At 61.0% G+C, this 26597-nt stretch carries 23 protein-coding genes and 1 pseudogene; 11 read left to right on the top strand and 13 right to left on the bottom strand.

Features of this window, described 5'->3' with window-relative positions; genetic code table 11:
- Positions 1–67: 67 nt before the first annotated feature.
- From fis to ORL50_RS05215, 9 genes and pseudogenes are all read right to left on the bottom strand, one after another.
- Positions 68–388, bottom strand: coding sequence for a DNA-binding transcriptional regulator Fis (gene fis / locus ORL50_RS05255; RefSeq protein ID WP_007907419.1), 321 nt, complete (start codon positions 386–388; stop codon positions 68–70).
- On the bottom strand, positions 385–1395 hold the full coding sequence (gene dusB / locus ORL50_RS05250; protein WP_266010757.1) for a tRNA dihydrouridine synthase DusB: 1011 nt from the start codon (positions 1393–1395) through the stop codon (positions 385–387). Before dusB ends, fis begins: the two co-directional genes overlap by 4 nt.
- 185 nt (positions 1396–1580) lie before the next feature.
- Entirely contained in the window at positions 1581–2804 is a 1224-nt protein-coding gene (locus ORL50_RS05245; RefSeq protein WP_266010755.1) for a DUF3426 domain-containing protein, read from the bottom strand.
- Between the two features lie 30 nt (positions 2805–2834).
- The gene (gene prmA, locus ORL50_RS05240; protein WP_266010753.1) at positions 2835–3713 is read right to left on the bottom strand and encodes a 50S ribosomal protein L11 methyltransferase; all 879 of its coding nucleotides are present in this window, start codon (positions 3711–3713) and stop codon (positions 2835–2837) included.
- A 215-nt stretch (positions 3714–3928) separates the two neighbouring features.
- Positions 3929–5287 (bottom strand): acetyl-CoA carboxylase biotin carboxylase subunit, encoded by a 1359-nt coding sequence (gene accC, locus ORL50_RS05235; RefSeq protein ID WP_266010751.1) that lies wholly within the window; start codon positions 5285–5287, stop codon positions 3929–3931.
- Positions 5288–5304: 17 nt separating this feature from the next.
- A complete protein-coding gene (gene accB / locus ORL50_RS05230; protein ID WP_266010749.1) occupies positions 5305–5766 on the bottom strand; it encodes an acetyl-CoA carboxylase biotin carboxyl carrier protein in 462 nt (153 codons plus the stop codon).
- Between the two features lie 48 nt (positions 5767–5814).
- Positions 5815–6267: a type II 3-dehydroquinate dehydratase gene (gene aroQ / locus ORL50_RS05225; RefSeq protein WP_247293490.1), complete on the bottom strand. Its 453-nt coding sequence runs from the start codon at positions 6265–6267 to the stop codon at positions 5815–5817.
- 242 nt (positions 6268–6509) lie between these two features.
- Positions 6510–7025 (bottom strand): annotated as a pseudogene (locus ORL50_RS29025) (methyl-accepting chemotaxis protein); the annotation flags it as partial.
- A 1483-nt stretch (positions 7026–8508) separates the two neighbouring features.
- Entirely contained in the window at positions 8509–10179 is a 1671-nt protein-coding gene (locus ORL50_RS05215; protein WP_266010742.1) for a response regulator, read from the bottom strand.
- A gap of 256 nt (positions 10180–10435) precedes the next feature.
- Here ORL50_RS05215 and ORL50_RS05210 point away from each other — a divergent pair, with 256 nt between their 5' ends.
- The 6 genes from ORL50_RS05210 to ORL50_RS05185 all read left to right on the top strand — a co-directional run bounded on the left by ORL50_RS05210 (position 10436) and on the right by ORL50_RS05185 (position 16917).
- Complete coding sequence (locus tag ORL50_RS05210; RefSeq protein ID WP_266010740.1) at positions 10436–11503, top strand: DUF2333 family protein; 1068 nt, start codon at positions 10436–10438, stop codon at positions 11501–11503.
- 3 nt (positions 11504–11506) lie between these two features.
- A complete protein-coding gene (locus ORL50_RS05205; protein WP_266010738.1) occupies positions 11507–12064 on the top strand; it encodes an NUDIX hydrolase in 558 nt (185 codons plus the stop codon).
- Between the two features lie 274 nt (positions 12065–12338).
- Positions 12339–12710, top strand: a complete 372-nt coding sequence (locus tag ORL50_RS05200) for a translation initiation factor Sui1 (RefSeq protein ID WP_045060325.1) — start codon at positions 12339–12341, stop codon at positions 12708–12710.
- Positions 12711–12924: 214 nt separating this feature from the next.
- Positions 12925–14838, top strand: coding sequence for an arginine decarboxylase (gene speA, locus ORL50_RS05195; protein WP_122841623.1), 1914 nt, complete (start codon positions 12925–12927; stop codon positions 14836–14838).
- 286 nt (positions 14839–15124) lie between these two features.
- On the top strand, positions 15125–16150 hold the full coding sequence (locus tag ORL50_RS05190) for a contractile injection system protein, VgrG/Pvc8 family (protein ID WP_266010733.1): 1026 nt from the start codon (positions 15125–15127) through the stop codon (positions 16148–16150).
- The gene (locus ORL50_RS05185; RefSeq protein ID WP_266010731.1) at positions 16147–16917 is read left to right on the top strand and encodes a DUF4123 domain-containing protein; all 771 of its coding nucleotides are present in this window, start codon (positions 16147–16149) and stop codon (positions 16915–16917) included. The genes ORL50_RS05190 and ORL50_RS05185 overlap by 4 nt, the downstream gene beginning before the upstream one ends.
- A 17-nt stretch (positions 16918–16934) precedes the next feature.
- Here the strand turns inward: ORL50_RS05185 and ORL50_RS05180 are convergent, their stop codons facing one another.
- Together ORL50_RS05180 and ORL50_RS05175 are read right to left on the bottom strand one after the other, a co-directional pair.
- The gene (locus ORL50_RS05180; protein ID WP_266010729.1) at positions 16935–18284 is read right to left on the bottom strand and encodes an MATE family efflux transporter; all 1350 of its coding nucleotides are present in this window, start codon (positions 18282–18284) and stop codon (positions 16935–16937) included.
- Between the two features lie 28 nt (positions 18285–18312).
- Positions 18313–18606 (bottom strand): hypothetical protein, encoded by a 294-nt coding sequence (locus tag ORL50_RS05175; protein WP_162439119.1) that lies wholly within the window; start codon positions 18604–18606, stop codon positions 18313–18315.
- A 224-nt stretch (positions 18607–18830) separates the two neighbouring features.
- Here ORL50_RS05175 and ORL50_RS05170 point away from each other — a divergent pair, with 224 nt between their 5' ends.
- From ORL50_RS05170 to ORL50_RS05150, 5 genes are all read left to right on the top strand, one after another.
- Positions 18831–19133 carry a MazG-like family protein gene (locus ORL50_RS05170; protein WP_017336358.1) on the top strand — a complete coding sequence of 101 codons (303 nt, stop codon included), beginning with the start codon at positions 18831–18833 and terminating at the stop codon, positions 19131–19133.
- Complete coding sequence (locus ORL50_RS05165) at positions 19133–19882, top strand: methyltransferase domain-containing protein (RefSeq protein ID WP_266010721.1); 750 nt, start codon at positions 19133–19135, stop codon at positions 19880–19882. Before ORL50_RS05170 ends, ORL50_RS05165 begins: the two co-directional genes overlap by 1 nt.
- Positions 19883–19894: 12 nt before the next feature.
- Complete coding sequence (locus tag ORL50_RS05160) at positions 19895–20518, top strand: DUF4136 domain-containing protein (RefSeq protein ID WP_266010720.1); 624 nt, start codon at positions 19895–19897, stop codon at positions 20516–20518.
- Positions 20519–20572: 54 nt separating this feature from the next.
- A complete protein-coding gene (locus tag ORL50_RS05155) occupies positions 20573–21130 on the top strand; it encodes a DUF4136 domain-containing protein (RefSeq protein WP_266010718.1) in 558 nt (185 codons plus the stop codon).
- A gap of 191 nt (positions 21131–21321) precedes the next feature.
- Positions 21322–23319: a pilus assembly protein TadG-related protein gene (locus ORL50_RS05150; protein ID WP_266010716.1), complete on the top strand. Its 1998-nt coding sequence runs from the start codon at positions 21322–21324 to the stop codon at positions 23317–23319.
- An 18-nt stretch (positions 23320–23337) separates the two neighbouring features.
- Here the strand turns inward: ORL50_RS05150 and ORL50_RS05145 are convergent, their stop codons facing one another.
- Together ORL50_RS05145 and ORL50_RS05140 are read right to left on the bottom strand one after the other, a co-directional pair.
- Entirely contained in the window at positions 23338–26109 is a 2772-nt protein-coding gene (locus ORL50_RS05145; RefSeq protein WP_266010714.1) for a PAS domain-containing sensor histidine kinase, read from the bottom strand.
- Positions 26106–26546: a TadE/TadG family type IV pilus assembly protein gene (locus ORL50_RS05140; protein ID WP_266010712.1), complete on the bottom strand. Its 441-nt coding sequence runs from the start codon at positions 26544–26546 to the stop codon at positions 26106–26108. Before ORL50_RS05140 ends, ORL50_RS05145 begins: the two co-directional genes overlap by 4 nt.
- Positions 26547–26597 lie beyond the last annotated feature (51 nt).

Here is a 26597-nt window from a genome sequence, read left to right as displayed (position 1 = left end):
AAGCAAAGGAAGTCAGCAAAAAAGGCGACCGGTTTTACGCGGGCGCCTTTCTGGTTTGATTGAATGCTTACAGTAAATCGTACTGCTTGAGTTTCTTGCGCAGCGTGCCCCGGTTCAGTCCGAGCAGCTCGCTGGCCTTGGTCTGGTTGCCCTTGACGTAGTTCATCACGCACTCGAGCAGGGGCGCCTCGACTTCGGAGAGCACCAGGTTGTACACATCCGTGACGGCAGCGCCCTCAAGGTGGGCGAAATAATTGTGCAGCGCCTTCTCGACACTCCCGCGAAGGGTCTGGCCTTCTTCGCTAGGCGTATTGAGGTGCTGTTTCAAATTCACGTTGTCGCTCACGGGTGTTGTTCCACTCACTAAAGTCTCGGTCATCATCGTCATGCGGCCACCCCTTCTCCGTCCCCTGTCAGGCTCTTATAACGTTCGGCGAAGAAGCCCTGAACGTTGGCGCATTGTGCTTCCGTATCTTCCAAACGATTGAAGTGGGCGCGAAACTCCCTGGCGCCCGGCAAGGTTGCGAGATACCAGCCCACATGCTTGCGAGCAATGCGCACACCCATGACGTCTCCATAGAAAACGTGCAGCGCGGCCAAATGCTCTAGCAGTATGCGTTCCACCTCGATCAGTTCCAGCGCCGGAAGTTTTTCACCGGTGCGCAGGTAATGCTCGATCTCACGAAAAATCCATGGCCGCCCCTGGGCAGCCCGACCTATCAGCAGGCCATCGGCACCGGTGGCGTCAAGCACATACCGGGCCTTTTCTGGCGAATCGATATCGCCATTGGCAAACACCGGGATCGACACCGCCTGCTTGATCGCAGCGATGGTGTCGTACTCGGCTTCACCGGTATACAGGTCGGCACGGGTGCGGCCATGCACCGCCAGCGCCGTGATTCCTGCCTGCTCGGCGATCTTCGCCACCGTCAGGCCGTTCTTGTTGTCCCGGTCCCAGCCGGTTCGGATCTTCAGGGTGACCGGCACATCGACTGCGGCCACGACGGCCTGCAGGATCTCGGTCACCAACGCTTCATCCTTCAACAGTGCAGAGCCGGCGGCCTTGTTGCAGACCTTCTTCGCCGGGCAGCCCATGTTGATGTCAATAATCTGTGCGCCCAGTTCGACGTTGGCCCGTGCCGCATCGGCCAGCATCTGCGCATCGCCACCGGCGATCTGTACCGAGCGGGGCTCGGGATCACCTTCGTGGATCATGCGCATGCGTGACTTGCGGGTGTTCCACAAACTCATGTCGCTGGTGACCATTTCCGAAACTACCAGCCCGGCGCCCAGTCGCTTGCACAGCTGACGAAAGGGTTGGTCGGTGACACCCGCCATGGGGGCGAGAATCAAGCCGTTGTGCAATGTATATGGACCGATGCGTACCGCCGACATAGGACTTCCCTGTTGTGGGGCCGGATCATGAGAGTTCGAAAAAGGGTTGGCATGATACCCGCTCTCGATGACTGGATAAAGGCTGAATTGAACAAAATCTGAACAGTTATTCTGTTATCGCCAGCGGTTTGGTTCGGACGGGTGAAGTCAGAAATCCGCCGTCAAGGGCGGATCAGTGAACCGTTTCACTCTGGCGAATGGAAACTGAGGCTGTAGTTCACCGCTTTCGAGCCTGGATCAAGGATATCCAGCGCGATGTGGATCGGCGTCTGCGGGGGCATTTCCGCCATGCCTTCGAGGTCGCCGTTGAGGTACTCGCCGGGTTTGAACCGACGGCTGGCGATGAGGTGACCGTTGAGGTCGGCAAAGCGCAGCTCCAACAGAGGGAATGGCTGGGAGAACGGCGCGCGATTGTAGATGATCGCGTCGACCACCAGGGCTCCGCTGAACTCCGGGTGGCTGCGTACTACCAGGTTGCTGCTCTTGATTTTCGCGATGTCGACCTTGGACGGCACGGTGCAGCCGATCTGCGGGCACAGCTGTTGGAACCAGGGGCGGTACTGGTCCTGGCGCGCGAGTTCTTCGAAATGATAGGCAACGTATTGGCCGCCCAATGCGAGTGCGGCAAGCACCACCAGGAACAGCCAGATGAAACGGCGGCCCCAGGGCGAACGGCGCTTTTGCCAGTCGAGTTGCAGCGGATCGTCGGTGAGGTCCTGCAGGACTTCGGCACGCATCGCTGGTTCGCTGCGCTTTTTACGCAGCGGCTCGATTGACGGCAGATCGTCATCCAGATCATCAGTTGCCGATACTGCAGACAGGCGTTGCGGCGCGGGCTCGGGCTCCAGCAGCAGTTCCTGGCGTACCAGGGGAGGGCGCGGCTCGTCGTCGAGCTCGACCAGCTCCAAGGTCAGTGAAGGTTCAGTGCGGGCCGGTTTCAGCGGGGAGAATACCGGTGCGGGCTCTTCATCGATGTGCGTGACCTGGGCGCGGTCGGCAGCCGACTCGCTGTAAAGGCTGTCGGACCACGACGCTTCGTCATGTTCAACACTGTCCCGTCGTGCGCTCAACGAGTCTTCGCGGTGCCGGCCGAACTCGGTGGTCGGCTGGATCTCCCGCTGTTCGAGTCGTGCCAGTTCTTCGTCCAGGTCCATGCTGTCCAGATCCAGCTCGGCAGCCGTCCATTGTTTCAGGCTGATGGCCCGTTGCTCTGGCGGCTCGACGCTGACTGGCATCGGCGTAGTAACTGAATCCTTGCCGGCCTGCTGCTCCAGCAACTGCTTGGCGGCATTGAACACCTGCAGGCACGAGCCGCAACGAACTACCCCGCGGGCCACGCTCAACTGGGCATGGCTGACGCGGAAGCTCTTTTGGCAATGCGGGCACTGAGTGACGAAGCTGTCGGTCATGCGTCGATCCGGTTTATGCAGGCGCTCATTCTAGCGCCGACGGCCAGTGATGCGCACCCAGCCATCGCGATTGGCAATTGGGTCCAGGTCGAAGTCCTGGGCGTACGCCCTGGCGACTTCTTCACCTTGCTCGGCGAGGATGCCCGAGAGTGCCAGACGACCGCCGGGCTTGACCAGGCTGGACAGTTGCGGGGCCAGGGAAACCAGCGGCCCGGCGAGGATGTTGGCGACCAATACGTCTGCCTGCACCTGTGGCAAGTCTTCTGGCAGGTACAGCGGGAACAGCGCCTCGGCAATGTTGTTGCGCCCGGCGTTGTCGCGCGACGCTTCCAGTGCCTGCACGTCGATGTCGGTGCCCACGGCTTCCTTGGCGCCTAGCAATAGGGCGGCAATCGCCAGGATGCCCGAGCCGCAACCGAAGTCGAGCACGTTGCAACCCTTCAGGTCCTGGCCATCGAGCCATTCCAGGCACAGCGCAGTGGTCGGGTGGGTGCCGGTGCCAAACGCGAGGCCCGGGTCCAGCAGAATGTTCACGGCGTCGGGTTCGGGGGCGGCGTGCCAGCTTGGAACGATCCACAGGCGCTGGCCAAAACGCATTGGCTGGAAATCGTCCATCCAGCTGCGTTCCCAATCCTGGTCTTCGATCACTTCGCTGTGATGCTCGGGCAGCGGGCTGCCGGTCAGCAGCTCGAGATGAGCCAGCACGCTGGCCGCTTCAGTGCCACCTTCGAACAGGGCCAGCAGGTGCGTATGCGACCACAGTGGGGTGGTGTTGAGTTCCGGTTCGAAGATCGGCTGATCTTCAGCGTCCATGAAGGTCACCGACACGGCGCCCACTTCGAGGAAAGCGTCTTCGTAGGTTTCGGCTTGTTCTGGGCTGATGGCGAGACGGACTTGCAGCCAAGGCATGGCGGGCACCTTTGAAAAATATAGATTGCAGCCTAGCGGGCTGCGAGAAGCGCGCAAGTTTACGCGAGCGCGGAGGGTTTGTGGGAGTAGACAGCTCCGAACGCCGCTCGGTTGAAACGCGACACCCCCTGTAGTGTGCGTGGTGGTCCATAAATCGAAACGTCCAGAATCAACAAAGCCGCCCGAAGGCGGCTTTGTTGATTACCAGCTAAAGCTTAGTGCTTGTCGCCAGCCAGCTTGTGTTCCAGGTAGTGGATGTTGATTCCACCCTTGCAGAAGCCTTCGTCGCGGACCAGATCGCGGTGCAGCGGGATGTTGGTCTTGATCCCGTCAACTACGATTTCGTCCAGCGCATTGCGCATGCGCGCCAGCGCTTCGTCACGGGTTGCGCCGTAGGTGATCAGCTTGCCGATCAACGAGTCGTAGTTCGGCGGAACCGCATAACCGCTGTACAGGTGCGAATCGACGCGAACGCCGTTGCCGCCTGGAGCGTGGAAATGCTTGACCGTGCCCGGGCTCGGCATGAAGGTTTTCGGATCTTCGGCATTGATCCGGCATTCAAGTGCGTGACCGCGGATGACCACGTCTTCCTGGGTGTACGACAGCTTGTTGCCAGCGGCGATGCTGAGCATCTCCTTGACGATGTCGATGCCGGTAACCATTTCCGAAACCGGGTGCTCAACCTGAACGCGGGTGTTCATTTCGATGAAATAGAACGCGCCGTTCTCGTACAGGAACTCGAAAGTCCCTGCGCCACGGTAGTTGATGTCGATGCACGCTTTGACGCAGCGAGCGAGGACTTCCTGGCGAGCCTTCTCGTCGATGCCCGGTGCCGGCGCTTCTTCGAGGACTTTCTGGTGACGACGTTGCAGCGAGCAATCGCGGTCGCCCAGGTGGATGGCGTGGCCCTGGCCGTCGGAAAGTACCTGGACTTCCACGTGGCGAGGGTTGGTCAGGAATTTTTCCAGATACACCATCGGGTTGCCGAACGCCGCGCCTGCTTCGGTGCGGGTCAGTTTGGCGAAGGAGATCAGGTCTTCTTCCTTGTGCACCACGCGCATGCCGCGACCACCGCCGCCGCCAGCGGCCTTGATGATCACCGGGTAGCCAACTTCACGACCAATGCGCAGCGCCGTTTCTTCGTCTTCCGGCAGTGGGCCGTCGGAACCTGGAACGGTGGGTACGCCTGCTTCGATCATCGCGTGCTTGGCCGATACCTTGTCGCCCATCAGGCGAATGGTCTCGGCTTTCGGACCGATGAAGGCGAAGCCGGAGTTCTCGACCTGTTCAGCAAAATCAGCGTTTTCCGCAAGGAAACCGTAACCTGGGTGAATGGCGGTGGCGCCGGTCACTTCGGCTGCGGCGATGATTGCCGGGATGTGCAGGTAAGAGTGGGCGGCCGATGCCGGACCGATGCAGACGGATTCGTCTGCCAGGCCCAGGTGCATCAGCTCCTTGTCAGCCTTGGAGTAAACGGCGACAGTCTTGATGCCCATTTCTTTACAGGCACGCAGGATCCGCAGGGCAATCTCACCGCGGTTGGCGATCAGAACTTTTTCCAACTTCGCAGTCATCAAAGTTTCTCCGCGGTTCAAACGATGGTGAACAGCGGTTGGTCGTACTCAACCGGCTGGCCGTCTTCGACGAGGATGGATTCGATCACACCGCTGGTTTCAGCTTCGATGTGGTTCATCATCTTCATCGCTTCAACGATGCACAGGGTGTCGCCTTTCTTCACGGTCTGCCCGACTTCAACGAAGGACGGCGAGCTTGGCGAAGATTTGCGGTAGAAAGTGCCCACCATTGGCGAACGGGCGACGGTGCCGTTCAGTACTGGAGCTGCTGCAGCAGCAGGCGCGGCGGCGGCAACCGGGGCGGCAGCGGCAGGCGCTGGAGCCGGAGCGTGCATTGGAGCCGGTGCGTAGTACTGTTGAGCTGGAGTCTTGCTGTGGCGGCTGATACGTACGGACTCTTCGCCTTCCTTGATCTCGAGCTCGTCGATGCCGGACTCTTCCAGCAATTCGATCAGTTTCTTAACTTTACGGATATCCATGAATCATCAACTCCCAAGGGTCGGTCAGGGGCGTTTAACGCTTGTTGTTCAAGTCGTTGCCTGTCTTTCAAGCTGCTCTAGTGCGGCCTCCAGGGCCAGTCGATAACCGCTGGCGCCAAGGCCGCAGATCACTCCCACCGCTACGTCGGAGAAGTAAGAGTGATGGCGGAAAGGTTCGCGTTTGTGCACGTTAGACAAATGCACTTCGATGAATGGGATGCTCACCGCCAGCAGCGCGTCACGTAAAGCGACACTTGTGTGCGTAAAAGCTGCTGGATTGATCAGGATGAAGTCCACGCCTTCACTGCGGGCAGCGTGGATGCGGTCGATCAATTCGTACTCGGCATTGCTCTGCAGGTGCAGCAAATGGTGGCCGGCTTCGCGGGCTCGACGTTCCAGGTCCTGGTTGATCTGGGCCAGCGTCGTGGCGCCATAAGTGCCCGGTTCGCGGGTGCCGAGCAAGTTCAGGTTGGGTCCGTGCAGAACCAGGAAGGTCGCCATGTGCTGTTCCTTGTTATCCGAGTGCAATTGTCAGAACCCGGCGACTATGCCGCAAAGACTTTGTGACTGTCCAGTTCTATGCAATAGCCAGCACGATGGCCGATGATTGCGCCAGATATGTGACTGCCCTGTTGAAACCAGTCATTTATGGTGAATGTGCTGACGCTATCGCGAGCAGGCTCACTCCTACAGGGGCGTGCGCTGCTCCATGTAGGAGTGAGCCTGCTCGCGATAGCGGACTGTCAGACGCGAAAGGCCTGCACGGCCGTACGCAAGCGCCCACCCAGCACCAGCAAATGCTCCCCTTGTTCGCGCCCTTCGCCAATTCGCAGCAAGTTATCCCCACCCAACTGGTGAATCCGTTCGCTGTGATCGCGGATCTCGCTGACAGCGCCGCTCTGTTGCGCAGTCACATCGGCAATGCGCACAGCCGTGTCGGAAATGGTCTGGATTGCGCCGACGATTTTATCCAGCGCGCCATCGGCCGCCTGGGCCTGGTTGGCCGTGGACTGCGCATGTTCGACTTGGGTGCGCATGCCTTCGACCGATTGCCGTGCGGCACTTTGCAACCCGGCGATCAAGGTCTGAATTTGCGCCGTGGCACCCGCCGTGCGTTGCGCCAGTGAGCGCACTTCCTCCGCGACCACGGCAAACCCGCGCCCCATCTCCCCGGCACGAGCAGCCTCGATGGCCGCGTTCAGGGCCAGCAGGTTGGTCTGGTCGGCAATCGAGCGGATCACCGTCAGCACTCCGCCAATAGTGGCCGACTCCTCGGCCAGATGTTCAATCATCTGCGCATTGCCTTGCACCTCTCCTACCAGGGAATGCAGCCCGGCGAGGCTCAGGCCGATGACTTTCTGCCCATGCTCCACCGCCAGTCCGGCATGGCGGCTGGCGTCGGCGGCCTGGCTGGCATCGCCGGCAACCTGCTGGATCGTGGCCTCCAGTTCGCCAAGAGAATCGCGAATCATCGCGGTGTCGCCCGCCTGATCCTCCGCGCCGCTGTGCAGTTCGTTGCTCAACTCGGCCAGGGTGCGACTGCTGCCAGCGACTTGCTCGGCGTTGAGGCGAATAGTCCCCACCAGGTCAACCAGGTAAGCCCGAAGGCGGTTGAGTGAGGCCTGAATGTCATGCAGTTCGCGATTGGTCTTGCCCAGTTCGATGTCCCGGCTGAAATCGCCCTCGGCCCAAGTCGACAGGGCCGGTGCGAGGTTGGTCAGGGTGCGCGCCAGGCGCCTTTGCAGGGTGTCGATGAGCAATGCAATCAGCAGGATCAGGCCGATCATCAACCCTTGCAACAGCCGCACTTCACTCTGGATCTGGCCATGTTGTGCGCGGACTGTCGGCTCCAGATCGGCGATGGACTGCTGCACGGCGGTGATTTTTCGATGGGTCGCAGCGCTGAGCTCGCTGCGTTTTTCGATCTGCTCGCGAGTGCGGGCGAGCTCGGCGGGGTAACGGGTCAACAGGCTGTTGAGTTCACGTTTAAGTGCGACGCCGGCATCTTCGGCGGCAGACTTTTCAGTGTTCTCCAGGCCCATCATGGCGGCAAAATCATCGGTGTTCGATTCGCTGCTTACGGCGATGCCCAGCAACGGCAGGGCCTCCAGGGTAGTGGCCTGGGCGCGGATATTACCGACTTCGCGCTCGACCTCCGCGGCCAGTTCGCTGCGGCCACTGCCAACCAGTTTGTCCCGAGCCAACGACAGTTTGCCCAAGTGTTGCGAGGCCGCCAGCAAGGGCGTCAGGTAGTCCGCATTGCGGCTGGCATATTGGCTGAGCTGGTCAAGATTCGCCCCCAGTTCCCGCTCAGCCTGCAGTAACAATGCCTGGGGGTCGCCTGCGAGCTTGCCGGCGGCCAGCAGTTCGGTTTTGCTGAATCCTTCAAGATCCGCAAGGCTGGGGCGTACGGAGTCGGCCAGGGATGGCGGCAGTTGATCCAGCTGGGTTTTCAGCTCATCGAGCGCCTGGCCAGCACTGCTCAGGCGCAGGGCATCGCCACTGGCAAGGTAATCCTGGACGTTGCGCGCCACCTGGTTCTGAAACTGCTGGGACAGGCCCAGGTAGCGCTCCATCAATAAATAGGGGCGTTCCAGGGCTTTTTGCGACCACCAGAGGGTGGCGCCCAGTGCGGCGCACACGGCGACTAAAAGGAGGGTGTTGAGATTGGTCAGCAACTTCAGGCGCATCGCGGGACTACCAACGGCAGAATGGTAAGCGCCTGAAGTTATTGCGTTTCTGTTACAGGGTTATGACCAGTTCGGTGGATTCGGATGAAATGATGGCCTTTTGCTTTGATTCCCGCGAAGACTGCACGCGGTTGCGCCCGGCATGCTTGGCCCGGTACAGCGCCTCGTCAGCCTGGCTCGCCATCATCAGGCTGTCGGAGTGCTCACCGAGGTCCACCACCCCGGCACTGAAGGTGCACCACAGGTCCTGGGGCTGCGCCGGATAGTGAATTTCGGCGAAGCGCTGGCGGATTTCATCGAGCACCTTGTGGGCGGACTCGAGGTCTGTGTCGGGCATCACAATGGCAAACTCTTCGCCACCGTAGCGGCCGATGAAGTCGGTCTTGCGCAGGCGCTGCTTGAGGAACAAGGCCAGGCTCTTGATCACCCGGTCGCCCATCGGATGGCCGTGGCTGTCATTGACCCGCTTGAAGTGGTCGATATCGAGCATCGCGAAGCTGAGCGGCTTGTTCTCGCGGCGCGCGCGAAAGCTGCAATCTTCCAGCAATTGCAGGATATGGGTGTGGTTGTACAGGCCTGTCAGGCTGTCGCGCACCATCCGCGCTTTGAGGTTGCGCGCCCGCGCCGCACGGTTACGCACCGTGGTGATCAGGTGGCGCGGCTTGATCGGTTTGGTCAGGAAGTCGTCGCCGCCTTCGCTCATCGCGTCGAGCTGCTTGTCCAGATCGTCCTCGGCTGAAAGGTAGATGATCGGCACGCTGACGTATCGGTCGTTGTGGCGGATCACCTTGGCCAATTCGGTGCCGGTGCAGGCCGGCATATACATGTCGAGGATGATCAGATCGGGCTGGAAGTCGGCGAGTTCGGCCATGGCCTGGATAGGCTCGATCAAGGTTCGCGTGACAATCCCGGCGCTATTGAGCAAGCGTTCGGTGTGCATGGCCTGGGCGCGGGAATCGTCGATGATCAGCACTTTGAACGGTTCGTACTGGGCGACGCAGGTCAGGACTTCGATCTTTTCCAGCAGGCTCGATGCTTCGAGGGTGCCGGTGAGAAATTCCTGGCCACCGGCACGCACGGCGGCGAGGCGGGTCGGGGTGTCGGTTTCATTGAGGCTGAAGAACAGCAGCGGCAGTTGCTGTTCCAGACCTTCCTGGGCTTCGGCGGCCAGCTTGAGGCCGATGCCGGGTCCACTGAAGTCCACGTCCATGACGATCGCGGCGGGCAGGCGCTCGACCATCGAGGAACGAAACGCCGCCACACTGTCGAGGGGCTGGGCACTGAGCCCGAAAAATTCCAGCTGTTTGGCCAGGCGCTCGGCGCGGTCGTGATCTTGCAACAAAACGTAGATCGGTTTGCGCAGTGGCGGCAGGAACGTTTGATCGAGCTGATCGCCTTGGCGCAGGCCGGTACGCGAGAGGCGCTGCATCAGGCGGTTGAGGTCGGTGATCAGGCTGCTGCTGAGGCGACCGCGATTGGTCTCGACCGCGTCAAGGGACAGACCGATCTGGCGGGCCAGCTGCATGTGTTCCGGTTGCTCGAAGCGCTCGGCGAACCGCAGCAGGCGCAGGTTGGCTTCGCCCAGCTCTGCCAGGTCGGTGGCCGACCACTCGCTGCGCTGCAGGCGTTGCCATATCTCAAGAATCTGACGTGCCTGATGAATTACCCGCTGGGCAAAGTGGTGCTTGAGGCGCTCACGGCTGGGGTCTTCTGGCTCGGTCATATCCTGACTACTAGTTAGGGTGCATGCTGAGATCGACTGGTGGCTCTATGCTAGCATCTCTTCCGAGCGCGGATCAGTGTCGCATGTCAATAATCTGCAAAGCGAGCCTATTCAGTTTGTGACCGGCGAGTCGCGGACATAAGGCGCGTGGTTCATTTATAGTTGTGCATCGACCAGATTATGCGCGGCAAACGAGGCACGATGGCGTAGGGTTGTGGTCGAACCGATGAACTCAAGTGATTGAAAGGATATCGCCATGCTGGACTGGAAGAACCGCGCGGGCAGCGCCCCTGAACGTGCCGCTGAACCAAAATCGGCCACCCGCAGCTATATAGGTGGCCTGTTGTTCAGCCGGGCGCTGGCCACGTTGATCGGCTTGTACCTGTTGGTGGCCATCGCCCTTGGCTGGTACTGGAGCCAGGAGCCGGCGCTGTTTCCGGTCCAGCAGAACGCCCAGGTCGCTGCCGAGAAGGAAGGCAAGCAGATGGTCATCGGCTACACCACGGTTGAAACCCTCAAGACCGTTGCCGACACCTTGCTGACCAAGCCGGGTGGTTATATTTCCAACGACCGTTTCCCGCCAGGCCTGTGGATGGACAACACGCCAAGCTGGGAATACGGGGTGCTGGTGCAGGTTCGCGACCTGACGCGCGCCTTGCGTAAAGACTTCGCCCGCTCGCAGTCGCAGTCGGCTGAAGACTCCGACCTGGCCAAGGCCGAGCCGCGTTTCAACTTCGACAACAAGAGCTGGGTGCTGCCGTCCAGCGAGTCCGAGTATCAGGAAGGCATCAATTCCCTGAGCCGCTACCAGGCTCGCCTGTCCGACCCTTCGCAGAAAAATGCGCTGTTCTACGCCCGTGCCGACAACCTCAATAACTGGTTGGGGGATGTAGGTACACGCCTGGGTTCGCTGTCGCAGCGCCTGTCGGCGAGTGTTGGCCGGGTCAAGCTCAACACCGCATTGAAAACCGAAGTCGTGGCCCCAGGCCAGGTGCCGCAGGTTGACGAGGAAATCGTCGAAACCCCGTGGATGCAGATCGACAACGTATTCTACGAAGCACGCGGCCAGGCATGGGCCTTGTCCCACCTGCTGCGCGCCATCGAAGTCGACTTTGCCGACGTGCTGGCGAAGAAAAATGCCACGGTCAGCGTGCGTCAGATCATCCGTGAGCTGGAAGCTTCGCAGGAGCCTGTCTGGAGCCCGATGATCCTTAACGGCAGCGGCTTTGGCGTACTGGCCAACCACTCGCTGGTCATGGCCAACTACATTTCCCGGGCGAACGCCGCAGTGATCGACTTGCGTCAATTGCTCAACCAGGGCTGAGTCATGGTCGACAGCAACAATGAGGCCGCCCACCGCGCGGCCTCGGACGCCGAACAGATTGCCTGGGTCGACGAGCAGGACAACCTGCTCGGCGCCCTGGTGCGGTCCGATCTGCGCGAACGTGGCCTGATCGGGCGTGGCACGTACATCATGCTGTTCAATTCAGCAGGTGAACTGTGCGTGCACCGCCGCACCTTGAGCAAAGCGATCTACCCCGGCTACTGGGACGTCGCTGCTGGCGGCATGGTGCTGGCCACCGAGACCTACGCCGAGTCAGCCGCACGGGAGCTGGAGGAAGAACTGGGTGTGAGCGGGGTGGAATTGACCGCCCACGACCATTTCTTTTTCGAAGACACCGGCAATCGCCTGTGGTGTTCGGCGTTCTCCGCAGTGTGGGACGGGCCGTTGGTCCTGCAGCCGGAGGAGGTGGTTGAAGCGCGTTTTCTGCCCATCGATCAGGTCATGCAGGAAATCCAGCAGAAGCCTTACTGCCCGGACTCGCTGGCAGCATTGAAGCGCTATCTTCGCGCCTGCGGGAAAGACGTCGCAAAAGAGCTATAAATTGGCGCCGATTGGCTCTTAGCAATCGGCGTTTTTGCCGTTACACTGCGCGACCTTTTAAAGCTGAACCGGCATTGTCCAGCGTAGGAGCTGCCGCAGGCTGCGATCTTTTGATTTCGCCTTTGATTCGAGGTCAAAAGATCGCAGCCTCGTTGCACTCGTCAGCTCCTACGTCGGTTTATTCGGTTCAGTAGCGCTGCCCCTGCCTGAGTGGGGCTTCGCGGTCGATAGCCATGCGCTGCGACCAGTCTTTGTCCTCCCAAGAGGATTGCCGGTGGCCAAAAAAGCCGCATCCTTCGCCGCCCTTGGTGGCCTGGTATTTTCCACCGACGCAGGTCGTCATTGCCCCGAGTGCAGTAAACCGGTGGACGCCTGCATCTGCAAACAGACCGTGATCCCGGCCGGCGACGGCATTGCTCGCGTGCGTCGCGAAAGCAAGGGCCGTGGCGGCAAGACGGTGACCACCATCACCGGCGTGCCGCTGGCAGAAGACGCGCTCAAGGACCTGGCGACCACGTTGAAGAAACGTTGCGGGACCGGTGGCGCGTTGAAAGACGGAATCATTGAAATCCAGGGCGATCATGTCGAGCTACTCTTGGCCGAACTGATCAAGCTCGGTTTCAAGGCAAAGAAGTCCGGCGGCTAGCAGCCTCTGTGAAAACCACCCTCGACTTGATCCAGCCCTGACAGCAGGGTTGGTGTCGTCCACATGGTTTTCACAGAGCCTGTTCTGACCGGTTTCTAAACTCACTGCAGTTGGCGAGGTCTACCCCCTCGTTGACGAACCGTCATTTTCATTCTTTAGACTGCGCCGGCCTGAACCCAGGCGACGCTCTATGACTTCTTTATAGGGGACTTCAATGTCCGTACGACGCACACGCAAAGACGATGGCAGCCAATGGACAGTTGCGGACAGCCGCAGTGTTTACGGGATCCGCCATTGGGGGGCCGGGTATTTCGCGATCAATGACGCCGGTCGCGTCGAGGTTCGTCCGAACGGCCCTGCCAGTTCGCCTATCGACCTGTTCGAGCAAGTCGACCAGCTGCGCAAGAGCGGGCTGTCCTTGCCACTGCTGGTCCGTTTCCCGGATATCCTGCAAGACCGCGTGCGTCAGCTGACCGGTGCTTTCGATTCGAACATCGAACGCCTGGAATACCAGAGCAAGTACACCGCGCTGTACCCGATCAAGGTCAACCAGCAGGAGGCGGTGATCGAAAACATCATCGCCACCCAGAATGTCTCCATCGGCCTGGAAGCCGGCTCCAAGCCAGAGCTGCTGGCTGTGCTGGCGCTGGCACCGAAGGGCGGCACCATTGTCTGCAACGGTTACAAGGACCGTGAGTTCATCCGCCTGGCGCTGATGGGGCAGAAACTCGGCCACAACGTATTCATCGTGATCGAGAAAGAATCCGAAGTTGAGCTGGTGATCGAAGAGGCCGCCTCGCTGAAGGTCAAGCCCCAGGTCGGCCTGCGCGTGCGCCTGTCCTCCCTGGCATCGTCCAAATGGGCCGACACCGGTGGCGAAAAATCCAAGTTCGGTCTGTCGGCAGCACAACTGCTGTCTGTGGTCGAGCGTTTCCGCGCCGCCGGCCTGGACCAGGGCATTCGCCTGCTGCACTTTCACATGGGCTCGCAGATCGCCAACCTGGCGGACTACCAGCACGGTTTCAAGGAAGCGATTCGTTACTACGGCGAACTGCGCAACCTCGGCCTGCCGGTGGATCACATCGACGTTGGCGGCGGTCTGGGCGTTGACTACGACGGTACCCACTCGCGCAACGCCAGCTCGATCAACTACGACATGGACGATTACGCCGGAGTCGTGGTCGGGATGCTCAAGGAGTTCTGCGATGCGCAGAGCCTGCCGCACCCGAACATCTTCTCCGAGAGCGGTCGTTCGCTGACTGCGCACCACGCCATGCTGGTGGTGCAGGTCACCGACGTCGAGAAACACAACGACGACGTGCCGCAGATCGAGAACAAGGAAGCGCTGCCGGAAACCGTGCAGTGGCTGGTGGACCTGCTGGGTCCGACCGACATCGAGATGGTCACCGAAACCTACTGGCGCGCTACTCACTACATGAGCGACGTGGCTACCCAGTACGCCGATGGCAAGCTGACCCTGGCTGAAAAAGCCCTGGCCGAGCAATGCTACTTCGCCGTGTGCCGTCGCCTGCACAACTCGTTGAAGGCCCGCCAGCGTTCGCACCGCCAGGTGCTCGACGAACTCAACGACAAGTTGGCCGACAAGTACATCTGCAACTTTTCGGTATTCCAGAGCCTGCCGGACACCTGGGCGATCGGCCAGGTCCTGCCGATCCTGCCGCTGCACCGTCTCGACGAAGAGCCGCTGCGCCGCGCCGTGCTGCAAGACCTGACCTGCGACTCCGACGGTAAGATCAAGCAGTACGTCGACGAGCAGAGCATCGAGACCAGCCTGCCGGTACACGGTCTGAACGAGGGCGAAGACTACCTGCTGGGCATCTTCCTGGTTGGCGCGTACCAGGAGATTCTCGGCGACATGCACAACCTGTTCGGCGACACCGACTCGGTGAACATCTACCAGAACGCTGACGGCAGTGTGTACCACGCCGGTATCGAAACCCACGACACCATCGAAGACATGCTGCGCTATGTGCACTTGTCGCCTGAAGAGCTGATGACCCACTACCGCGACAAGTGCGCCAGCGCGCGCATCACTGCCGCCGAGCGCACCCAGTTCCTCGACGCCTTGCGTCTGGGCCTGACCCGTTCGTCCTACTTGTCGTCCTGAGTGAGGGGTGCCAGGTCGTGTTCGTGTGTTGGCCGGTTGGCCTGCCGCGGACACACCTGGCCGATACGGATAGACTGTCTGAAATCTTCCTGCGCAACGTAGGAAGTTTCAGTTAGCTCGGTGCGACGTTTCTCTCCATCCCTGCCGAAAAACGCAGCTTTCCTACGATCAAAAGCGTTTGTTCCTCATTTCACGTAGTCCAATTCCCAAGTTGCACTTCGGCACTCTACTCAGCCATCTCTCTCAGCGAGAATCCAGGCTGCACCCCTCCAGTAGAGAATCGCCGATGTCCAATCCAGCCACCGAGCCTGCAATTCGTCTGGATGTAGCAGGTCTGTTCCATTCCTTCGAAGTCCTGGACTTCACTGGTACTGAAGCCATCAGCCAGCCGTTCGTCTACGAGCTGGAAGTGCTGCTCGATGATCCCGAGCTGGACCTTGCCAGCCTGCTGTACCGCTCGGCATATCTGCACCTCGGTGCGCCTGGAAATGGTGTTCACGGACAGTTGCACGAGCTGGTCCAGTCGCAGTATGGCCCGGGGCCGAGGCGCTGCCATGTACGCTTGCAGCCCAAGCTCAGCGGCCTGTCCCAACGCCACAACCAGCGTATTTTCAGTGCCCGTTCGGTGCCGCAGATTCTCGCCCAGGTGCTCAAGGAACACGGGATCACCGAGGAGGATCGGCGTTTCGATTTGCGTGGGGATTATCCTCTGCGGGATTTCTGCATGCAGAATCGCGAGTCGGACCTGCAGCTCCTGCAACGCCTGTGCGCCGAGGAAAACATTCATTACTACTTCGAGCACCACAAGCGCGGCCATTGCCTGGTGTTTGTCGAAGGGCCGGCATCACCCGCAGTCGCGGTCAAACCTCGCATGCACAGCCTGCAGCGAGCCTGGGTGGTCGAGGTTGATGAAGCCCGGACTGATCCGTCAAGGCCAGTGGCGGTGCAGTGTGACTGGGTGTATGAGGGCGAGGGCGCAGCGCCCAGTCATTGCTGGCTGCCAGTGTCCGAACAGCTATGCAGTGATTCGCTGCTGCAACTGAGTGAAGGGGACGAGGTGGTGGTGAGCTTTATCGAAGGTGACCCGGATCGCCCACTCATCACCGGCTTTCTCCACTCACCCACGGCGCAGCAAGCCCAGCGCCCTGTTGACGAGTGTGCAAGTACCGAGGGCCTTATACAACAGTTGCGCTCGGGACAGCCGCTGCTGTTGCTGTGCATGCTGCCAGGCGGCGGCAGTTTTAATCATTGCGCGCAGACACTTTGTACATGCCGGCTGACCATGCGGCTGGGCGCGGGGGAATTGCCATGAGCGGCCCGACTGCACGCTGGTTACTGCTCGACGTGGCGGGGACGCCCAAGGCAGACGCCGTGCTCGCAGATGTATCGCGCGCCTGGTTATTCGAGGGCACCGAGCTGCACGCGCTGCGCGAACAAGGTCCGGCGCTGGTTGATCTGCACGATTACCCGGTACTGGCTGAGCGCTGCGGCAACGAACCGCACATCTGGCGCGGCCTGTTGCTGTGCAGCGAAGCGTCGACCGCACAGTTGCTGAGGCATTTGCGGCGGATGATGACGGTATCGGTCGGGCTGCATCATCGGGCGCTGTTGAGTTATTACAGTCCGCACACCGCGAGCTACTTTTTCGACGCTTGCGATGCCCGCGAATTGAGTCGCTGGCTCGGGCCGATAAGCCAGCTGCGCTGGTTCGGTGGAACCTGGGCGGACCGGGCAATTGGCTGCGAGGGCTGGCAGCAGCTGAATAACCCGGGGCTCGCAACCGCCCCCCTGGCGATCCAGGAAAGCCTGAGTCAGCGCCAGCTGGACAAGCTGCAAACCTGCTTGCTGGAGCAGCATGCCTGGCGATGGAGTGAAACCACCAGGACCGATTACGAGCGCCTGTGGGCCCATCTTCAGGAAGGCCTGGCGCTGGGTTTCAGCGAGCGAACAGTGCTCGACGAGTGGTTGTGGCTGCGCTTGCAATACCCTGCGCGCACACCGGCCCGCACCCTGTCGGGACTGACCCCGCGGGAACAGCTCGCATGCCTGCGCCACCTGTGGCAGAACAACCAACCCTGAAATGTGGCGACATTGGCTTAGTGCGCCTTGCCGGCAAACCAGCCATCGTTGCGCTGCAGCGCCCAGGCAAACGCGCCGAGCGTCAGGCTGCGCAGCAACATGAACAGCAGAAACGTCAGCCACAGGCCGTGGTTCCCCAAGCCTTGCAGCGCCCAGGCGCAGGGCAGCAGCAGGGCCACCGTCAACAGCATGCCGTTGCGCATTTCCCGAGCCCGCGTAGCGCCGATGAACAGCCCATCGAGCAGGTAACTCCAGACGGCGATCAAGGGCAGCGCTGCGAGGTAGGGCAGGTAGATGAACGCAGTGTCGCGCACACTTTGGATGTCGGTCTGCATCTCGATGAACAGATGCCCGGCAAACAGAAACAGCACGGCAAAACCCAGGCTGGCCAGCAGCGACCAGCCGCAGGCCACCACCAGTGAACGGCGCAGCGCCGACCGGTCGCGGGCGCCAATGGCATGCCCACACAAAGCTTCCACGGCGTGGGCCAGGCCATCCAGGGCGTGAGCGGTCAGCAGCAGGCCGTTGAGCAGCAGCGCATTGGCGGCCACGGTGGCGTCGCCCAGCCGCGCACCTTGCACGGTGATCAGGAAAAAAATCGACTGCAGCGCCAGGCTGCGAATGAAGATGTCGCGATTGACCGCCAGCAATGCTCGCCAGCTCTGCCAAACCGCGAGTGCGGCCCAGGCGATGTGTCCGGGGTAGGCGCGCAGCGCCTTGCGGGTCATCAGCAGGCCGATGATCGCACCGGTCCATTCAGCAATTACCGAAGCCCGGGCGGCGCCGACCACCCCCCACTCCAGGCCCAGAACGAACCACAGGTTCAGGGCAATGTTGACCAGGTTGGTGCTCAGCAGTATCGCCAGCGGCGCCCTGGCGTTCTGCGTGCCGAGGAACCAGCCGACCAGTGCATAACTGGCCAGCGCAGCCGGCAGGCCGAACAAGCGGGTGTGGAAAAATTCGCGGGTGAGCTGGTCCAGCTCCGCCGAAGGCTGCATGAAGTGCAGCGCCACCCCGCTCAAAGGCACACCTGCTGCGCCCAGGATAATCGCCAGGCCCATGGCCAGTAACAGGCCTTGCAACAGGATCTGCCGCAACGCCGCGCCATCGCCACGTCCGGCCGCCTGCGCGGCGAACCCGGTGGTGCCCATGCGCAGGAAGCCCATGCCCCAGGCCAGGAAGGTATACAGGCTGGCCCCGACGGCGACGGCGCCCAGTTGATGGGCATGGGGCAGGTGGCCGATGACGGTGCTGTCGACCAGCGCCACCAGCGGCACGGAAATGTTGGAAAGAATCATGGGCGCGGCAAGCGCCCAGACCCTGCGGTGGGTCGGGCGATCGCGCCAGTCGTTGCTCAGATTGGACATGCAGGCTCCTTGGGGGAGCCATTGTGTGTCAGTGGATTATCCAGCTCAATAACCATAAGCCCAGTAGCAGCCAGATGATGCCCATGATGATCGACGCATTCATGAATGCCCGGATGGCCGACCACAGCAGCATCAGGCCCAGGATCAGCGCGATGATGCTGATGATCGAAGTATCCATCCCCAGCGCCCGCGACAGCCCTTCAACGAAATTGGCCCCGGCATGGCTCAACAGATTAAACAGGCCGCTGAGGCCGTCGACGATAAAACGGATAACCGAACCGAGTGCCTGGCCGAGCCATTCGAAAAAGCTTTCTACCTGCATGTGAAGTTCGTCCTGAGAGAATGATGGGCCCCGTAGGAGCTGCCGCAGGCTGCGATTTTTTGATCTTGGTCTTTGGCGCTCATGACTATGCCAAAAGATCGCAGCCTGCGGCAGCTCCTGTACAGGGCATCGACTGTGGATTATGGGGCAAAGTTCGACACTCCATCGATACGCTTGCAGTCCTGGGCCAACCCCGTGAAGCTATACGTCTTCAGGAGAGCCCGATGAACCTTGTTGAACTGACCGAACGCCTGCACGCCATCCGCGACCGCAATGACTGGCGACAATTTCACAGCCCGAAAAACCTGGCCATGGCTGCGAGCGTGGAAATGTCCGAGCTGGTGGAGATCTTCCAGTGGCTGAGCGAAGACCAGTCGCGCCAGTTACCCGCCGACAAACTCGCACATGCCGGCCAGGAAGTGGGTGACATCGTGCTTTATCTTCTGTTGTTGTGCAGCGAGTTGGGGTTGGACATGAATGAAGTGGTACGCAGCAAATTGGCAGATAGCGAACGGCGGTTCAGCTGATGAGTGACCGTCATTTCGATCAGTTGGCGACACGCTTTGCCGAAAAAATCTACGGTGGGGCCAAAGGCGCCATCCGCCTGGCCGTGCTCCAGGCTGACCTGGCCGAAACCCTGCCGGACCGGCCGTTACGCGTCCTGGACATCGGTGCCGGCCTGGGCCACATGTCGTTATGGCTGGCCCAGCGAGGTCACGATGTCACGCTCGCCGAACCTGCCGAACCGATGCTTGAAGGTGCTCGCCAGCGCTTCGCCGAGGCCGGGCAACAGGCGACTTTCATCCAGGCGCCGTGGCAGGATCTGCTCGGCCAGCTCACCGAGCCCTACGACCTGGTGCTGTGTCATGCCGTGCTGGAATGGTTGGCCGAGCCCCACGCGATATTGCCGGTGCTGCATCAATTGACCCGGCAAGATGGGTGGTTGTCCCTGGCCTTTTACAACCGCGATGCGCTGATCTATCGCAACCTGCTCAAGGGCCACTTTCGCAAGATGCGCAAGAACGACATGGCGGGCGAAAAACAGAGCCTGACGCCACAACAGCCTCTGGACCCGCGAGAACTTGCGGCGCAACTTGAAGGCTTGTGGCGGGTCGAAACACAGAGCGGGGTGCGGGTTTTCCACGACTACATGCCGGTGGAATTCCAGGCCCGCGCGGAACTGGTGGACTTGCTTGAAATGGAACTCGCACACCGCCGTCACCCAAGCTTTGCCGGGCTTGGGCGCTATTTGCACTGGATCTGTCGGCCGATCTGATCGGAGCACAAGATGAAAAGTCATTCGGGTTTACTGATGGTCTGCCTGGGGCTGGCGGCCTGTCAGGGCAGCAACCCCTATGTCGCGACCTCCCGGCCATTGCCCCCCGCACCGCCGCAAGCCGCGACCACCTTCGACCGCAGCGCCTATCCGGCACCGCCGCGCGACTATGGACGGTACCGCAGCTGGGCCTGGTTGAACGGGCAATTGCCGCCGGGGACCGCCTGGGCGGATTCGGCGCAAGTCGCCGAAGCCGTCAGCAACGCGCTGGATCAGCGCGGCTTGCGGCCGTTGCACGACAATCGCCCGGCCGACCTGTTCGTTAGCGCCGACCTGCACCTGGAAACCCGCTTGCGTCAGGTCCGGGATGACTACTACGGCGGCGTCGGTTATTACGGCGGTGGCGGTTACAACCACTGCTGCGGCAGCGGTTATGGCATGTACAACACCGTGCCGATCGTGCGCACTTACCAGGAGCAGGTCGTGGTAGTACGGGTCGACATGTTCGATGCGCAGAGTGGCCAGCCGGTGTGGAGTGCCAGTGCCGAAACCAGTAACCAGGGCAAGCAGAGCGCCAGGGCCGATGCGATCAGGGAGGCTGTGGAAAAGGCCATGTCGGCGTATCCTCCCAGTTAGCTTCAGTAGATAAGACGCGTTCCGCAGGCTCATGCCGATATCCGGAGAATCATCATGTTCCGCCGTCTCGCTTTACTGGTCGTGGTCGCGCTGTTGGGCGCTTGTGCCTCGGACCAGGTCAACCATGACTTTGACGCCAGTCGCGATTTTGCTGCGTATCGCAGCTGGAACTGGAAAGAACCGGCCCTGCAATATCGGCCCGATGATCCGCGGATCAAGAGCGACCTGACCGAGCAGCGCATTCGCCAATCGGTCACCGAGCAGCTCGACCAGCGCGGCCTGCGCCCGGCCGCCGCCGGCACCAAGGGCGACCTGAGCGTGCAGACCTACCTGATTGTCGAGCAGCGCCAGCAGCAGGTCACCACCAACTACGGCGGTGCCTGGGGTAATCCGTGGAATGGTTATTGGGGCGGGCCGATGTACAACGAAACGCGCAACATCACCTACAAGGTCGCCACGATCCAGGTCGACCTGCTCGATGGCAAGGACGGCAAGCTGGTGTGGCGCGGCAGCGACGAACAAATGCTCGCCCGCTCGCCAAACCCGGCTGATCGCAGCAACGCGATCCGCGAGACCGTGGCGCGAATCCTGGCCAACTACCCACCTAGATAGCCCACATACAACCCCCTGTGGGAGCGGGCTTGCTCGCGAAGGCATTGTGTCAATCAACCATGATGAGGCAGACACACCGCCTTCGCGAGCAAGCCCGCTCCCACAGTCCGGCAGTCACGCCAACCCTTGTCTACACTCCCTCATACCCATGGAGGTAACCCCTCGGCAGTACGCCGGCAAAGGAGTGCGTGATGTCTCCCCGCATGCAGTTTCACAGCCCGACCCGACAACGTGGCGCGATCGGTTTGATGGCAGCGCTGACCCTTGGCCTGGCAATGCTGTTCATGTTGCTGGTGCTCGATAGTGGCAGGCTTTATCTGGAGCAGCGCAAGCTGCAGCGAGTCGCCGATGTGGCGGCTCTTGAGGCCGTGACGCGCGACGGCGATTGCCTGGCCAATCTCACCGCCGCCAGATACTCCACTGAAAGTGCCAGCCGCAACGGCCTGACCGTGGCCAACGGCGTCACCCTGACCACCACCTGCGGAGTCTTGCAGACCGGCGCCGACAAACTGCGCAGCTTCAGCCCGGACGCCACTAAAAAAGAAGCCATTCGAGTGATTGCCACTCGTGTGGTCCCGACCAGCATCGCCGCCGGTGTCGGTGCGCTGTTCAGTCCCGGCCCGGTCAGCCTCAACACCCAGCTCACGGCGACTGCGGTCGGTGCTCCGGCAGTGCTGCCGCCCCTGGCCATGTTGACCATTGGCAGCACCGCCCTGGTGGTCGACTCCAGCAAATCCGCAGCCTTGAACCTGCTGCTGGGGAAAATGCTCGGGGGCAAGCTGGACCTGAGTGTGGCGGGCTGGCAAGGCCTGGTCGATACCAACATCAATCTGCTCAGTTATCTGAATCAACTGGCCCTGGACGTCAACGTCAGTGCCGGCAACTACACCGAGCTGCTCAACAAGAAAATTACCCTGACCCGCTTGCTGGATACCGCCATTACCGTGCTCCAGGCCGGCGGGACCACCGCGAACGTGGCCGTTAGCGGCCTGACTGACCTCAAGGTTATCGCCGGCAGCACCGAACTTACGTTAGGCCAACTGCTGCAGTTGCAGACCGGCACGCCCTCGTCGGCGCTGAATACCAACCTGCAGGTGTTTCAGCTGGTGGAAGCCTTTGTGCAATTGGCCAACAGCCAGAACGGGATAGTGGTCGATCTCCCGCTGAATATTCCGGCGTTGGTCAACGGCTCGGTGCAGGTCAAGGTGATCGAGCCGCCGCAGTTGTCGGCGGTGGGGAATCCGGCGCTGGTGGACAAGGTAAAACCGGGGGAGGGACCTAATCGCATATTCGTGCGCACGGCGCAGGTGCGGACCGTATTGTCCCTCAACCTACCGCCGCTGTTGACGGGAGTGGCCGGGCTGCCCGCTGCCATCTTGAATACGTCGTTACTGTCCGGCGTGGCTGATGCCTTGAACAATGTATTGCACCTCAATATTGCGGGTGCCCTTCAGTCTGTATTCTGTGCCTTGGGTGGCACCTGCCAGCGGACTAATTTGCAGATATTGCCGACATCCAGAATAGATATAGCCCTGGAAGTCGGGAGCGCCAACAGCTTCGTCACTGGCTACACTTGCGTCAGTGATGCCACCAAAACCCTGACCACCCAGACCAATTCGGCACTGGTGAAACTGAAGGTTGGCAAGATAGACACGACTAACGCATTCTCCTCTTCGGCAGACGTAACGGTGCAGCCTTTGCCTTTAATCGACGTGGGCGCTGTCACCTGCAAGGTTCCTCTTCTGGGATTAGGGCCGGAAACCTGCGATCTGTCGACACGCAAGCCGTTTTACGGCGGCGGGCTTGGGGTCAAGGTCGATTCGCCGCTGCTCGGCGCGACGAGTACGCACGTTTACAACCAGCCTCCGGAGATAAAACAACCACCACTGTTTTACGACATGGATACGCAGGGCATCGTCAACAGTTTGAAAGCCTCGCTCGCCGGTGTTCAAGTGCAGGCCTACAAGCCTGTCGCTCCAAACGTACTGGGTGATGTGCTGGCGACAGCGGCGGGGGCACTGGATGCGGTCAACAACACGCTGGGCGTGGTCATTGATGGGCTGCTAAGCAAAGTCCTCGACCCCATCCTCGACAACCTGCTGTCCGCCCTCGGCATCTCTCTGAATAAAGTCGAAGTCGGCGCCAACCTCAGTTGCAAGCCACCGGGACGCGCCGGGCTGGTAATTTAAACTGCCCGCAAACACGCTTCATGGAGCAGCCTGCGTTGGGTCGCGAAGCGGCCCCTGGGGCATTATCGGCAACTCAATACAAAACCGCGCCCCGTTTGCCGAATTGCTCACACTCAGCCGCCCGCCCATGTTTTCGACAATGCCGTAACTCACGGATAACCCCAGCCCGGTGCCGACACCGACCGGCTTGGTGGTAAAGAAGGGTTCGAAGATCCGCTCCAGCAGTCGCGGATCGATGCCGCCACCATTGTCCTCGACCCACAGGCGCACGTGTTGCGCATCCCGTTCGGCCTCCAGGGCGATCCACGGCTGGAACTCGCGATCAGCCTCGCGCCTGGCCAGCAGGGCATCCCGGGCATTGACCAGCAGATTGATCAGCACCTGTTCCAGCTGATCGACATGACCGCGCACCTGTACTTCGAAACCGGCCTCGCCCACTCGCAGTTCCACTCCCTTGCCGCGCAGACCTTCGGCCAGCAGCGCCAGCGAACCCTCGATGGCGTGCAATGGATTGAATGGCTGCTGCTCGATCTCGGAACGGCGACCGAACACGCGCATGTGGTCCACCACCCGCGCTGCGCGCTGGACCTGGGTGTCGATGCGCTTGAGCTTCTCGGTCAGGTAATCGAGCTGGACATCGCCGTTGCCCAGGCGCTTGAGCACATTGACGATGGCCATGCGCATCACGTTCAGCGGCTGATTGATTTCATGGGCCAGGCCCGTGGCCATTTCGCCCAGGGTGGCCATTTTTGCGCTCTGGGTGAGTTGTTGCTGGGAGCGCCGCAGTTCGGTGTTGTCGCGGCCCACGGCCTGAACTTCCAGCAGCCGCCCCTGATCATCGAACACCCCACGATCGGACCAGATCCACCAGGCATGTTCACGTCCTGGCAGTTGCAGACTGATTTGCGCAGTGCTCACTGGACTCTCAGGGCTCAGTTGCTCCAGGCGCGAGACGAACGCCTCACGCTGTTCCGATGACATCCAGCTGCCAAGATTCACTCCGGGTAACGCTTGCGGCGAGCATTCCAGATAGGCCGCCAGCGGGCGGTTGCCGAAAGTCAGCGTCAGGTCGGGCAGGTAACGGCAGATCATCGCCGGGGAATCTTCCACGAGGATGCGATAGCGTTCCTCGCTTTGCCGGACCTGCTCGGCAGCCTGGGTGGCCTCGGTGACATCCAGCCACAGACCTACCGCCTCCACCGGCAACCCGAGATCGTCACGCAGCAGGCGGGCTTCATCGAGCAGCCAGTGGTAATCGCCGCGACTGTCGCGCATCCGGTAACGCGCCTGCACCGAGCCTTGGCGTAGCAACTGCCGGGTGCGTTCGAAGTACTGGTCGCGGTCATCCGGGTGCACCCGCTCCACCAGCATTGCGGGACTGCAGTCGGCCAGGGAAAAGCCCAGTAACGGCAACAGGCTTTCACTGAAAAACGTCGGTAGCAGCGCACCCTCGACGTAGCGCTGCACATAGATCACCGCCGGTGAGCTGGCGATCAGGTTGTCGAGCCGGGCATGCGCCGTCGCCGCGTTCTGCTGCTGGTTCTTGATGTCACTGATGTCGAGCATGAAACCAATAATTCGGCGATGTATTCCCGCACCGACGGCCTGGCCTTGCAGGCGATACCAGGTGGCCGGTTGCGCGGCATCCGTACGCAGCACCCGTATGCACAGCAGTAGGGGCGCACTGTTGTTCTGCAGGTCGCGCAGGCGTGCGTCGAGCTCTTCGCGATCGGCGGGATGCACCTGTGCGAGCCAATCGTGCATTGATAAAAGCGCTTGATCCAGGCCCAGGTCGCTGGCCAGCGAGGGGGCCAACTGCAGCTCCTGGCGATCACTGAAAAACTCCCACCAGCCAGTGCCGAGCAGGGTTTGCAGGGCTTCCAGGCGCTCCAGGTGCAGATGGTGGCGTTGCTCGCGCAAACGCTCCAGCAGGGGCGCGGCCAGCGCGGCCATCAGCTGCATCCAGTCGCGTGGGTTCAAGTCCGGTGCACGCTGTTGCACCGGATAAAAACCACACAACAACCAGGCCGCCACGCCTTGGGCATCGTTATAGGGCACGGCGAAGCCCTCGGCATTGCCGAAAATATCGTGCAGGCGTGGATGCTCGGCGCTGATCAAATGCTGTGGAGCACAGCCGCTCAAGGTGTCGAGGCCGGTGCCCAGGCGCTGACCGTTGTGCCATAACTGCGGCGCGCCTGAGGTGCTGGATTGCTCATGCACCTGCCAGCCTTGCTCCAGCTCATCGAGCAGCGCCACGGCAATGCAGGGGATGTGCAAGTGTTGGGCGAGGATTCGCAGTTGTTCGGCCAGTACCTGCGGCAGGCGCGGCAAGCTGCACAGACGCAGTGGCTCGCTGATCTGGGCTGCCAGCCGCTGACACTGCTCGCGGCTGCGCGCCTGACGGCGCTCAAGCAATAGATCGCCGATGTCCAGCAACTGCAATAACCAACCTTCGGCCTGGGGCTGCACCCAGCCGCGCAGGTGCAGTGGCCGGTCACCCAGGCCCTGGAAATCCAGGTCCAGGCTGTGTCCGAGCCAATCCCCAGGCGTACCTTCGACGGACAGGCAGCTGTGGGGCATCAGGTAGTCGCGCAGCGGTAGCGGCTGGGCGTGCGGGGCCGCACGGGCGAGTGCATGTCTGAGCGGTCCCGCCAGCTGAATCACCCGACCCGCCGCATCCAGCTGGATGTGCAAACCGACTCCCGGCGCGCTCATGGCCTGCGCAGTGATAAGGGTTTTTGCCGGTTGGCGCTGCAGCAGGCGCGCGAGCAACGTATCGCCGGCACTCAAAATTGCAGGCTCGATTGTGCACTGAGTGTGGTCGGCAGATTGGGTATCGGACCGATCCCAGGCAGTACCAGGGACGGCAGCACACTGTTCAATTTGCTGGTGGGATAGTCGATGCTTACCGTCAGAACGCCGGCGGCATAGACTGCTTTCGCATCGCTGGCGACACTGAATTTCAAGGCCGGTGGAATCCACGAAAGGCGTTGCGTCAGGACGCTGGTGGCCAGCGTCTCGACGGTCTGCTTGTAGTTGGCGGTGGTCGGGTCCACGGCCACGCTGCGGCGTACCGCTTCAGCGGTCGACTCGTTAAACGACTGCATCAGCAACAATGGCAAGGTGTAACTGAGCAGGCCGTACAGCACTGCGAAAAAGATCACGAACACCAAGGCAAATTCAATCGCCGCGGCGCCTTTTTGTTTACGGGGGAGGGCGGTTTTCATGTGTGCGTCTACCCTGACAATCACAACGTAATCTGAGCATAGAATCATTCA

This window comes from Pseudomonas sp. RIT-562 (assembly GCF_026241895.1).
Lineage (GTDB): Bacteria > Pseudomonadota > Gammaproteobacteria > Pseudomonadales > Pseudomonadaceae > Aquipseudomonas > Aquipseudomonas mandelii_F.
Note: the sequence above shows the minus strand (reverse complement) of the source record. Positions and strands in the feature narration are given on the sequence as shown.

What these genes read in the sequence shown, in the direction of transcription:
- prmA (WP_266010753.1), bottom strand. Translation starts at nt 3,713, where the DNA reads ATGCCTTGGCTGCAAGTCCGTCTCGCCATCAGCCCAGAACAAGCCGAA.
- ORL50_RS05155 (WP_266010718.1), top strand. Translation starts at nt 20,573, where the DNA reads ATGTTCCGCCGTCTCGCTTTACTGGTCGTGGTCGCGCTGTTGGGCGCT.
- fis (WP_007907419.1), bottom strand. Translation starts at nt 388, where the DNA reads ATGACGATGATGACCGAGACTTTAGTGAGTGGAACAACACCCGTGAGC.
- ORL50_RS05210 (WP_266010740.1), top strand. Translation starts at nt 10,436, where the DNA reads ATGCTGGACTGGAAGAACCGCGCGGGCAGCGCCCCTGAACGTGCCGCT.
- ORL50_RS05185 (WP_266010731.1), top strand. Translation starts at nt 16,147, where the DNA reads ATGAGCGGCCCGACTGCACGCTGGTTACTGCTCGACGTGGCGGGGACG.
- ORL50_RS05190 (WP_266010733.1), top strand. Translation starts at nt 15,125, where the DNA reads ATGTCCAATCCAGCCACCGAGCCTGCAATTCGTCTGGATGTAGCAGGT.
- accC (WP_266010751.1), bottom strand. Translation starts at nt 5,287, where the DNA reads ATGACTGCGAAGTTGGAAAAAGTTCTGATCGCCAACCGCGGTGAGATT.
- ORL50_RS05165 (WP_266010721.1), top strand. Translation starts at nt 19,133, where the DNA reads ATGAGTGACCGTCATTTCGATCAGTTGGCGACACGCTTTGCCGAAAAA.
- ORL50_RS05175 (WP_162439119.1), bottom strand. Translation starts at nt 18,606, where the DNA reads ATGCAGGTAGAAAGCTTTTTCGAATGGCTCGGCCAGGCACTCGGTTCG.
- speA (WP_122841623.1), top strand. Translation starts at nt 12,925, where the DNA reads ATGTCCGTACGACGCACACGCAAAGACGATGGCAGCCAATGGACAGTT.
- ORL50_RS05170 (WP_017336358.1), top strand. Translation starts at nt 18,831, where the DNA reads ATGAACCTTGTTGAACTGACCGAACGCCTGCACGCCATCCGCGACCGC.
- ORL50_RS05160 (WP_266010720.1), top strand. Translation starts at nt 19,895, where the DNA reads ATGAAAAGTCATTCGGGTTTACTGATGGTCTGCCTGGGGCTGGCGGCC.
- accB (WP_266010749.1), bottom strand. Translation starts at nt 5,766, where the DNA reads ATGGATATCCGTAAAGTTAAGAAACTGATCGAATTGCTGGAAGAGTCC.
- ORL50_RS05180 (WP_266010729.1), bottom strand. Translation starts at nt 18,284, where the DNA reads ATGTCCAATCTGAGCAACGACTGGCGCGATCGCCCGACCCACCGCAGG.
- ORL50_RS05215 (WP_266010742.1), bottom strand. Translation starts at nt 10,179, where the DNA reads ATGACCGAGCCAGAAGACCCCAGCCGTGAGCGCCTCAAGCACCACTTT.
- ORL50_RS05150 (WP_266010716.1), top strand. Translation starts at nt 21,322, where the DNA reads ATGTCTCCCCGCATGCAGTTTCACAGCCCGACCCGACAACGTGGCGCG.
- ORL50_RS05205 (WP_266010738.1), top strand. Translation starts at nt 11,507, where the DNA reads ATGGTCGACAGCAACAATGAGGCCGCCCACCGCGCGGCCTCGGACGCC.
- dusB (WP_266010757.1), bottom strand. Translation starts at nt 1,395, where the DNA reads ATGTCGGCGGTACGCATCGGTCCATATACATTGCACAACGGCTTGATT.
- ORL50_RS05140 (WP_266010712.1), bottom strand. Translation starts at nt 26,546, where the DNA reads ATGAAAACCGCCCTCCCCCGTAAACAAAAAGGCGCCGCGGCGATTGAA.
- ORL50_RS05245 (WP_266010755.1), bottom strand. Translation starts at nt 2,804, where the DNA reads ATGACCGACAGCTTCGTCACTCAGTGCCCGCATTGCCAAAAGAGCTTC.
- aroQ (WP_247293490.1), bottom strand. Translation starts at nt 6,267, where the DNA reads ATGGCGACCTTCCTGGTTCTGCACGGACCCAACCTGAACTTGCTCGGC.